General features: G+C 72.5%; 8 protein-coding genes and 3 pseudogenes. 8 read left to right on the top strand and 3 right to left on the bottom strand.

Annotated elements, in window-relative coordinates; all coding sequences use genetic code 11:
- A pseudogene (locus HF519_RS27780) lies at positions 1-220 on the top strand (ATP-dependent helicase); the annotation flags it as partial.
- Between the two features lie 117 nt (positions 221-337).
- Positions 338-1,543 carry a cysteine desulfurase-like protein gene (locus HF519_RS27785; protein ID WP_169415951.1) on the top strand — a complete coding sequence of 402 codons (1,206 nt, stop codon included), beginning with the start codon at positions 338-340 and terminating at the stop codon, positions 1,541-1,543.
- A 189-nt stretch (positions 1,544-1,732) separates the two neighbouring features.
- On the opposite strand, the gene HF519_RS27790 is transcribed toward HF519_RS27785, so the two are convergent.
- Positions 1,733-1,918: a DUF7455 domain-containing protein gene (locus HF519_RS27790; protein ID WP_169415952.1), complete on the bottom strand. Its 186-nt coding sequence runs from the start codon at positions 1,916-1,918 to the stop codon at positions 1,733-1,735.
- Positions 1,919-2,270: 352 nt separating this feature from the next.
- Between HF519_RS27790 and HF519_RS27795 the strand changes: the two genes are divergently transcribed.
- From HF519_RS27795 to HF519_RS27805, 3 genes and pseudogenes are all read left to right on the top strand, one after another.
- Entirely contained in the window at positions 2,271-3,110 is an 840-nt protein-coding gene (locus HF519_RS27795) for an EamA family transporter (protein WP_169415957.1), read from the top strand.
- A 308-nt stretch (positions 3,111-3,418) separates the two neighbouring features.
- A pseudogene (locus tag HF519_RS31990) lies at positions 3,419-3,569 on the top strand (sugar ABC transporter substrate-binding protein); the annotation flags it as partial.
- Positions 3,526-4,306, top strand: a pseudogene (locus HF519_RS27805) (ROK family protein); the annotation flags it as partial. The pseudogenes HF519_RS31990 and HF519_RS27805, both read left to right, overlap by 44 nt.
- Positions 4,307-4,336: 30 nt before the next feature.
- Here HF519_RS27805 and HF519_RS27810 read toward each other — a convergent pair.
- Positions 4,337-5,731: a hypothetical protein gene (locus tag HF519_RS27810; RefSeq protein WP_169415953.1), complete on the bottom strand. Its 1,395-nt coding sequence runs from the start codon at positions 5,729-5,731 to the stop codon at positions 4,337-4,339.
- Positions 5,732-5,845: 114 nt separating this feature from the next.
- A complete protein-coding gene (locus tag HF519_RS27815; RefSeq protein WP_169415954.1) occupies positions 5,846-6,064 on the bottom strand; it encodes a hypothetical protein in 219 nt (72 codons plus the stop codon).
- 564 nt (positions 6,065-6,628) lie between these two features.
- Between HF519_RS27815 and HF519_RS27820 the strand changes: the two genes are divergently transcribed.
- From HF519_RS27820 to HF519_RS27830, 3 genes are all read left to right on the top strand, one after another.
- Positions 6,629-6,805: a hypothetical protein gene (locus HF519_RS27820; protein WP_169415955.1), complete on the top strand. Its 177-nt coding sequence runs from the start codon at positions 6,629-6,631 to the stop codon at positions 6,803-6,805.
- Between the two features lie 185 nt (positions 6,806-6,990).
- Positions 6,991-8,265: an aspartate kinase gene (locus HF519_RS27825; protein WP_169415956.1), complete on the top strand. Its 1,275-nt coding sequence runs from the start codon at positions 6,991-6,993 to the stop codon at positions 8,263-8,265.
- Between the two features lie 207 nt (positions 8,266-8,472).
- The coding region (locus tag HF519_RS27830; RefSeq protein ID WP_312860395.1) for an amino acid adenylation domain-containing protein at positions 8,473-9,703 on the top strand (1,231 nt) is incomplete at its 3' end.

The following is a 9,703-nucleotide window of genomic DNA, read 5'->3' on the forward strand; positions in this document are numbered from 1 at the left end:
GCCCCCGCCCGCGGAGCGCCCGCAGCTGTCGGTGCGCGAGCAGCTCCACGCGCTGCGCAAGGAGCTCAACACGCTCGTGGCGATGTACCACCACCGCACGAACAAGCCGCACGGTGCGATCCACAACGAGCTGCGGCGCAGCTGCGGCGGCCCGGTGACCGCGATGGCGACCATCGAGCAGCTCGAGGAACGCATCGCGACCCTCCGCTCTTGGCGCTGACCCCGCGAGTCGCGGCATCCGCGCGCGCGAGTCGGGGTTTTCCCGCGCGCGAGTCGCGGTATCGGCGCGGCGGCCGCTGATCGTCCCGGGAGCTCGCCGCCCCGTAGCGTCCGCTCCGTGACCTATGACGTGTCCCGAGTCCGTGCGCGATACCCCGCCCTGGCCGACGGCCGGGCGTGGCTGGACGGGGCGGCGGGCACCCAGGTCCCGGAGGCGGTGATCGAGGCGATGGCGGACGTGATGCGGGCCGGCGTCGCCAACCAGGGTGGTGTGTTCCCGGCGTCGCGGCGGGCGGACGCGATCGTCGACGCCGCCCGCGTCGCGGTCGCCGACCTGCTGAATGTCCCGGATCCCGACGGCGTGGTGCTCGGCCCGACCATGAACGCGCTGACCTACCGCTTCGCCGCGGCCCTGGGCGCGACATGGACACCGGGCGACGAGATCGTCGTCACCGAGGCCGACCACGACGCCAACGTCCGGCCCTGGGTGCAGGCTGCGCACCGGTCGGGAGCGACGGTGCGGGTCGCGCCGATCGACCCGCACACCGGTGCGCTGCCCACCGACCACGTGACAGGACTGATCAACGACCACACGCGGCTGGTGGCAGTCACCGCGGCGTCGAACCTCACCGGTGCCCGCCCGGACGTCCCGGCGATCGCCGCGGCTGCCCACCGGGTGGGGGCGTTGAGCTACGTCGACGGCGTGCACCACTGCCCGCACGTGCCGGTGGACGTCACGACGCTGGGCGCGGACCTCTACGTCACGAGCGCCCACAAATGGGCCGGGCCGCACGTCGCCGCCGTGGTGGCCGCGGCCCCGGCGGTCGTCGCGGCCATCGATCCGGAACGCCCGGCACCGGCACCCGCGACCGGGCCCGCCCGTTTCGAGCAGGGGACCAACCCGTTCCCGGCGCTGGCCGGCCTCGTGGCGACGGTGGAGCACTGGGCGGGGCTGGTGCCGGGTGAGGGCGGACGGCGAGCCCGGCTGAGCGCCTCACGCGCCGCGGCGGCGGAGCACGGGCGGGTGCTCGGGGAACGACTGTGGAAAGGCTTGGGGCGGATGATGCACGTGCGTCGCTACGGGCCGGAGGCGCCGCGGACGCCGATCGCATCGTTCCGTATCGCGGGCCGGACGCCTGCCGAGGTCGTCGCCGAGCTCGACCGGGCCGACGTCAACGCCTGGAGTGGGTACGCCTACGCCTGGGAGGCCGCGGGGGCGCTGCGGGTCCGCGACGACGGCGGACTCGTCCGATTGAGCGTCAACCACTACACCGACGAATGGGAGGTCGACCGGGCCCTGGAGGCCGTCGCCGCCTATCGCTGACCTGACTCGCCCACCGTAGAACCCCGACTCGCGGGACGGACGACCCCGACTCGCGGGACGGACGACCCCGACTCGCGGGACGGACGACCCCGACTCGCGGGGGGAAGACCGACAGGGCGGGAACCGTGGTGGTTCCCGCCCTGTCGGCAGTGCTCCCAGGTGGGGCCGGCACGCCCGCCGGCCCCACGATCAAGCGCCTGACTGCACGTCGACGTCCAGCTCACGGAGCTTGTCGGCGTGCGCCCGCGCGTGGTGCCCGCAGAACAGCAGCTCTCCACCGGACGGCAGTACGGCACGGACCTTAGCGGCCGCCCCGCAGCGGTCACAGCGGTCGGCGGCGGTCAACTCGGGCCGGGTCAGGGTTCCTGGCTGCATAGCGGTCTCCCTCCGTCTCGACACCGGATCGGCCGGTGTCGCTTGCTGTGACGACCGCTTGCGCGGTGCGCCCACTCTTGCAGACGTACTGCACCCCTGCACGTGTTCCCGGTTCGCGTCGCGACGCCCGTCACGTTTGACCCCGTGGGGTGGACGAGCTGCCGTCGCGGTGACGTACCGGTGACATTTGCGGATTCAGTTGACTACGAGTGAATGATGCGGTGCGGGGTGTGACACCGCAAGGTGTGGTCTGTAAACACTGGTCACACGGTGACTACGCTGCGCAGTCGTGACGATCAGTGTCCGCGACCGGGTCCCGGCGCCTGTGCTGTTCGTCGTCGGGGGTGCCTCGATGTACGTCGGGGCGGCCCTCGCGGTCGGTCTGTTTGATCGTTTGTCGCCCGCCGCGGTGGCCGTGTTACGGCTCTTCGGAGCGGCGTTGGTCCTGATCGGGTGGCGTCGCCCGGGGCGCGGGGCGTGGCGCGGCCGCCGGTTGGCGCGGGCGATCGCCTTCGGGCTGGCGACGGCGTTGATGAACGTCGCGTTCTACGAGGCGATAGCGCGGCTGCCGCTGGGTACGGCGGTGGCGATCGAGTTCTGCGGACCGGTCGCGGTGGCCGCTGCGGCGTCCCGGCGCCCGCGCGATGTCGCCGCCGTGGTGCTGGCCGCGGTGGGAGTGCTGCTGATCGCGGATGTCCGCTGGTCGGGGAGCCCGTCGGGGGTGTTGTGGGCACTGGCGGCGGCCGCGATGTGGGCGGCCTACATCGTGCTCGGCAAGCGGGTGGCCAGCGGCGGCAACGGTGTCGACGACATGGCCGTGGGGTTCGCGGTGGCCGCTGTGCTGCTCTCGCCGCTGCTGGTCGTGGGTGGTGAGGTCTCCTCGGCGCTCGCGGATCCGGTGGTCCTGTTGCTCGCGGTGGGGGTCGGGGTGCTCTCCAGCGTGGTCCCGTACGTGCTGGACCAGGTCGTCCTGCGGCGCGTGGGCCGGGCACGGTTCGCGGTGTTGCTGGCGCTGCTGCCGGCCACCGCGACGATCATCGGGTTGGTCGCGCTCGGGCAGGTGCCGGGGCCTCTGGAGGCGGCCGGGATCGCCGCCGTCGTGGCCGCGGTGGCCCTGCGCTCGCGTGACGGCGACGTCGATCCCGCCCTGGACCGGGCCCGGCTGGACGGCAGACTCGATCGCGGAGAGTAATCACCAGTCGGGTGACACTCTGTAGTCGCAAACTCATCGAGTGGGTGAACGGATACGTCGGTCGGCCCAACCGCGTGCGTCGAGGTGCACGGGAGAACGGAGGGTCGGTGACCTGGGCGCTCGGGGTGTTCCGGGGCGGGACGTGGACGTTCCCGGCGTTCGGGTGTGCGGGCGACTCTGCCTCGTCCGGCCGTGCCTGATCACCCGGGTGCCGCCACCGGGGCGCTGCGACTGGTTGGATCGTGATGTACATCACTGGGCGGGCTTCGAGTCCGTTTCATGACGCGATGCCCGTTCGGCCGTGTGTCCTGAACGGCAAGGCCCCGGTCACCGGCCAGGACGCCACGGCCGACGGCCTGCAAGCCATCCTGCGGGGGCGACCAGTACCTGACCGTCTTCACGCCGATCGACCAGGAGGCCGAGGTCGCGGCCAGGCTCGCCGCCGTCGCTGTCGGCGGTGGCGCTGGCCGTCGACATCCGGGTGGACCAGGTGGCCATGGCCATGGCCGGGATCGGTGGGCAGGTGCTGGGCCGGCACAGCTGGAACCTGCACCGCACCACCCGCCTGCCCGGTGAGGTGATCACGCGCATCGCCGAGTCGGCCGAACTGCTGCGCGAGGAGCCGGCGGTGACCACGCTGGGCGTCGGCGTGTCGGTGCCCGGTGTGGTCCGGCGCTCCGACGGTTTCGTGCACGAGGCGCCGAACCTGGGCCGGCGGGAGGTCGCGTTGGGGGCCCGGCTCGCCGCGGTGCTCCAGCGGCCGGTGCGGGTGGCCGACGACGCCGAGCTCGGGGCGCTGGCCGAGCACGTCCGAGGCGCGGCACGCGAGGTCAGCGACCTGGTCTACCTCTCCGCGGACGTCGGCGTCGGGGGTGGGGTGATCGCCGGCGGCCGGCCGCTGCGCGGCACCGGCGGCCACGTCGGCGAGCTGGGCCACATGATCGTCCGCCCCGGCGGGCGGGCCTGCTTCTGCGGCGCCCAGGGCTGCTGGGAGACCGAGATCGGGGAGGCGGCGCTGTGCCGGGCGCTCGGCCTGCCGCAGGACACGCTGCGCGGGGCCCTGGTGGCCGAGCTGCGGGAGCTGGCCCAGCCGGGCGGTTGGCGGCATCCGGATCACGACCTCGCCGCTGGGCCGCGACGCGAAGCGCGTCGGCGCGGCGGAGCTGGCGTTCGAACCGGTGCTCAGCGCTGTGTGACCCCGGTGCCGGCGCCGTTCGATCCCACGGTCACGTCCCGTCGTGCTTCGGTCGGCGGGCCCGGTACGCCCGGACGGCGCTGTGGTGCAGCCCGCGGGCGAGGTGCCCGGCCACCAGCGCGAGGCCGACGTAGGGCAGCACGAGCAGGAGAAGGTTGACGATGCCGAGGGTCGCGGCGGCGACGTGGGCATTCTGGATGTCGGCCGCGACGGCGTCGATCAGCGTGCGCACCGCCGACCAGGCCGCGGGCAGGACGCGGGGGGCCAGCACGATGAACGCGACGACCCAGTAGACCAGGCACGGGATGACGAGGGCCACCCACAGGGTCACGATCCGGCGGCACCAGGGCTTGAGTTCGGCCACCCGCGGGTGGGTCGACCGTCCGGGCAGCGCACTGCGCAGGACGGGCCCCATGCGGGCGAACAGGTCCGGCACACCGACCAGGTCGGCGAGGATGTAGTAGCCGTCCAGCCGGACCGAGGGCAGGAACTGCCACAGGGTCTCGATGTGCATCACCACGAGGGCGACCAACAGCCACGGGGAGCCGGTGAGCAGGTAGGCCGCGCCGAGGCCGGTCAGGAAGATGGCGTTGAAATAGACCCCGCCCAGGTCGACCCGCAGGCGCGCACCCCGGTCGAGGCGGTAGGCGTCGGTGACCGTGCTGTAGAACGCGGGCCAGACCAGGTACAACCCGATGCCCATCACCCCTGGACGGGCGCCACCGTACCGGCATGCGGCCACGTGGCCGCACTCGTGGAAACCGCCCGCAGCGACGATCAGGGCCAGCACGAACAGGGTCAGTCCCGGCCGGTCGATGAAGGCGTCGGCAGCCGAGACCACGCGCCCCAGCGCGCCGCCGGCGACGATCAGGATGTCGAGCAGGACGAACGCGGCGAGCATCACCGCCACCACCGGGCCGTGGAACAGGGGCCGGAACACTCCGGCGATCGTCCACACGCGGCGTTCGGAGATCAGGCCTGCCCGGTACTTCAGCATCAGCAGCGGGTCGGGCCGGGTGACCCGATCGGCCGGCGCAGGCTCGGCCGACGGACCGTCCGCGTCGGGCGGCGTCGCGCCGGGGCCGCCCGCCGCGGACCCCGGGACGGCGTCGTCGGTGACGAGACCGGCCGGGCGCAGCAGGTCGTCGAGCAGGAACGCCACCTGCTCGACGCTGACCTCCCGGTCGAGCTCGGCGCCGAACGCGGCGGCCAGCTCGTCCCGGTCGCGGTGCCCGTCGACGAGCGTGGCCAGCAGGTAGACCAGTCGGGAGAGCTGCAGGACCTGGCCGTCGTCGCGACGAGCGAGGTACGTCGGTTCGGCGAAGCCGGACCCCTGGTACTCGCCGATCAGTTCGGTGCCTTCGACCAGCCGGGGCGTGCCTGGTGGTGCGAGTGTGGGGTTGCCGGTGTGGTGCTCGATGCCCATCGTCGATCTCTCCGGTTGTCGGATCACGGTGGTCCGGTCGGTGCGACGACCGGATGGAGAAGGGGCGGCCCCGCCGCCGGGACCGCCCCTTCGATCGATCTCAGACGCTGTGGGTCATGAGTAGGTGGCGCCGGTGCCGCCCTGACCGCTGACATCGCCGTTGAAGGTGTTGGTGCCGCCGCTGATGACGATGCCGTTGCCGCCGGTGTTGGTGTCGCCGCCGTGGTGGTGGCGGCGGCAGCCCAGGGGCGCCAGCGCCGTCATCAGGGTGCGGGCGGGAAGGAGCTCCACACGCTGCTCAGCGAAATCCGAGAAGTCCAGCATCTTCGCCATTTTCTTCCTCCTGGAGGGTAGGGCCCCGGGTCCCGATGACCCGGTGGTGAATTCCCTGCCGAGAAGAATGGCAGCGACGCGAAGCCCCGGATATGGGGTGAGCCCGTGTACCGGAGGGGACACCCACCGTTCCCGCGGAGGGGTTGGCCCCTCCTGCCGGAGACATCTCGCTGGTTCGAATGCGACATCCGGGCAGGAGTGCCAGGAATCGGAGATGGCAGGGTCAGGGTCGCCGAACCCGGTGAGAATCATCGGAACGGGACGTTCGCTCCTTCCGGATCAGAATACGCAGGACCGATATCGGTGTATTTTCAGGCCGGGAGAAAGGTGGACCGGGCGATTCTGACCACCATTCTGCTCGCCTTCGGCGGCACCGGGAGGACCCGTTCGCCCGGGTCGGGATCACGATCGGGCGAAGCGGTCCGCGCTCTGCCCCCCGAAAGTGGGGTTTGCCCGGCGCGGTGTTCGGGTCTTCTCTCTTTCTGGGGCGGGAAGGCGATCCCATCCTCGTCCCAGGGCATGCAGCGGGCGCCACGGACCCGCCGCCCGGAGACGAGGTGTGCGATGTACAGCGATCGAGGTGGATGGCCCCCCGAGGCCGGTGACCAGGACCGATCCCGAAGCTGGGAGAACGTTCACGACGACGGACACCGCGCCGAACTGCTGAGTTACGGCCACGACTTCATGCGACTGGACGAGTGCGGCGGTCCCGCTCCCGGCAGCGACCGCTACGTGCTCTGACCGGGCGATCCGGGGTCGTGGATGTGGGGGCGGCCCCTACCGCGGCCCGGGGGAGCACTCCCCGCGGACGGGGGGACGCACCATCGATCACCGGGCCCCGGCACCGCACCCTTGGCGGAACCAGCGCCGGCCGGCGACCCCCCGGGGCCTCCGGGACCGGCGCCCCGAGACCAGGGGGAGGGGACATGAGCACGCTGCAGGGCATCGACCGGGTGGAGGACGACCCGCACCCGATCACCGGCACGGCCGCGCCGCTGGTGTGGAAGTTCGGCGGCACGTCCGTCGCCGACCACGCCCGGCTGCGGGCGGTCGCGGAACGGATGGTCGCGGCACAGCGGGCGGGCCGGGGGGTCGTCGCCGTGCTGTCCGCGATGGGGACCTCGACCGACGAGCTGTCGGCGCTGGCGTACGCGATGTCGTCGCGGCCGCCCTTGCGGGAGCTCGACGCCCTGCTCGCGGTCGGCGAGTCCATCTCGTGCGCGCTGGCGTCGATGGCCGTGGCCGAGCTCGGCTCCCACGCCGTGTCGCTGACCGGCCCGCAGGCCGGCATCCTCACCGACGACCGGCACGGCAACGCGAGGCTGCGTGAGATCCGTCCGCGGCGCATCACCGACGCCCTCGACCAGGGCGCGATCGTTCTGGTCACCGGCTTCCAGGGGGTCTCCGGCAGCGGTGACCTGACGACGCTCGGCCGCGGCGGTTCGGACGCCTCCGCCGTCGCCGTCGCGGCGGCGCTGGGCGTGACCGAGTGCGAGATCTTCACCGACGTACCGGCGGTGTTCACCGCCGACCCGCGGGTCGTGCCCGGTGCCCGGCGGCTCGCCTCGCTGCGCCATGAGGAGATGCTCGAGATGGCCGAGGCGGGCGCCGGCGTGCTGCAGCCCCGGTCGGTCGAGCTGGCCGTCGCGCACGGCGTCGACATCCACCTGCGGTCGAGCTTCAGCACCGGGGAGGGGACCTGGATCCGCCGCGAGCGGGCCGTGTTCGAGGAGTCGGAGACCTCCGGGGTGGCCGGCATCGCGCACCGACGCCACGAGAGCCTCTACACCGTCCGGGACGTCCCGGTGGCCGCCGTCGCGACGGCCCTGGCCGAACGTGGTCTCACCCTGGGCGCCGCCGTTCCCGGTGAGGGGGCACTGCGCTTCAGCGCTCCCGGGGCCGAGCCCGCCGAGGTCGCGGCCGCATTGGGCGGTGCGGCCGTCCACGTGAGCGAGGACCTCGGCACCGTCAGTGTCGTGAGCCTGGGCATCGCCCGCAGGCCCGACATCGTCGTGCGGGCCCTGGCGGCCCTGGACGAGGCGGGGATCGCGCCCCGGCTGGTCACCACGACACCGGGGCGGCTGACGGTGCACGTCGAGTCCGCTGTGGTCGACGACGCGGTCCGGCTCCTGCACGGCGTCTTCATCCCGGCCGTCGGCGCCGGGGACACCGACCTGGAGGGTTCCGCCGACGCGGCCTGAGCGGCGCCGGACCTGCACCCCGACGAGCATCCCGGCCCGGTACCCGACGAGGGTCCCGGGCCGGTGACGTGTGGGGGAGGGACAGCCCTACCCGGGTCCGGGGGAGGGCTCCGCCGTCTCGGGGGAGCGCACCATCGATCCGCGCACCGGCCGTTGACACCCTCGTGACCAGGCCAGGAAGGCCCCGGCGGCACGAGGGGAAACACCGTGACCACGCTGCAGGAACCCGATCAGATGCTCGATCTCGGGACGGACTCCGGGGGCCCCGCGGTGCTCGTGGCCGCGGGCTCCGCGCAGGGCTCGCGGTCCCGCCGCGGGGAGCGGTTGCACCACGTGTTCGAGGAGCAGGTCGACTGGATGCGCTCCTACGGCCGTGCCGGCCACCTCGCCGTCGACGCCGGTGAGGTGACACTGACCTACCTCGAGCTCGACGCGCGCGCCAATCAGCTGGCCCGCTACCTGCTCGCGCACGGCGCCCGTCCCGGTGACCGGATCGCCCTGCTGTTCGACCAGGCCGTGCACTCCTACATCGGGATGCTCGCCGTCCTGAAGATCAACGCGGCGTACGTGCCGCTGGATGTCGGGTTCCCCCCGGACCGGATCGCCTACATCGTCGATGACGCGGGTGTGCGGTTGGTGCTGTCGCTGACCCACGTGCGCGACCGCGTCCCCGGCCTGGAGGACCTCGTTCCGTCCGTGCTCTACCTGGATCGGGTGGCCGAGGTGATCGCCGCGCAGGACCCGTCCCGGTTGTCCGAGGCCGAGCGGGGGGCGCCGGTGGAGGATCTGGCCTATCTGATCTACACCTCGGGCACTACCGGGCGGCCGAAGGGGGTGGCGATCGGGCACGCGAGCATCTGCAACTTCGTGCGGGTGGCGGCGGAGGTGTACGGGTTGCGGGCGCGGGATCGGGTGTATCAGGGGATGACGATCGCGTTCGATTTCTCGGTGGAGGAGATCTGGGTGCCCTGGTTGGCCGGGGCCACGCTGGTGCCCAAGCCGGCGGGCTCGAGCCTGTTGGGGGTGGATCTGCATCAGTTCCTCACCCAGCGGCGGGTGAGCGCGATGTGTGTGGTGCCCACGCTGTTGGCCACGATCGAGGACGATCTGCCCGACCTGCGGTTCCTGCTGGTGTCCGGAGAGGCCTGCCCGCAGGATCTGGTCGCGCGCTGGCATCGGCCGGGGCGGCGGTTCCTCAACGTCTACGGGCCCACCGAGGCGACGGTGTCGGCGACCTGGACGGTGGTGCATCCGGACCGTCCGGTCACCATCGGGGTGCCGTTGCCCACCTATGCCACGGTCATCCTGGATCCGGAGGATCCGTACCGGGCGCTGCCTCATGGGGAGGTCGGGGAGATCGGGATCGCCGGGGTCGGGTTGGCCGCGGGTTATCTCAATCGCGAGGACCTGACCGCGAAGGCGTTCATCCCGGATTTTC

Source organism: Pseudonocardia bannensis (assembly GCF_012911875.1).
Classification (GTDB): domain Bacteria; phylum Actinomycetota; class Actinomycetes; order Mycobacteriales; family Pseudonocardiaceae; genus Pseudonocardia; species Pseudonocardia bannensis.

Bases quoted from the DNA above. Each gene is read 5' to 3' on its own strand.
- HF519_RS27810 (WP_169415953.1), bottom strand. From the start codon at position 5,731: ATGGGCATCGAGCACCACACCGGCAACCCCACACTCGCACCACCAGGC.
- HF519_RS27795 (WP_169415957.1), top strand. From the start codon at position 2,271: ATGTACGTCGGGGCGGCCCTCGCGGTCGGTCTGTTTGATCGTTTGTCG.
- HF519_RS27815 (WP_169415954.1), bottom strand. From the start codon at position 6,064: ATGGCGAAGATGCTGGACTTCTCGGATTTCGCTGAGCAGCGTGTGGAG.
- HF519_RS27820 (WP_169415955.1), top strand. From the start codon at position 6,629: ATGTACAGCGATCGAGGTGGATGGCCCCCCGAGGCCGGTGACCAGGAC.
- HF519_RS27790 (WP_169415952.1), bottom strand. From the start codon at position 1,918: ATGCAGCCAGGAACCCTGACCCGGCCCGAGTTGACCGCCGCCGACCGC.
- HF519_RS27825 (WP_169415956.1), top strand. From the start codon at position 6,991: ATGAGCACGCTGCAGGGCATCGACCGGGTGGAGGACGACCCGCACCCG.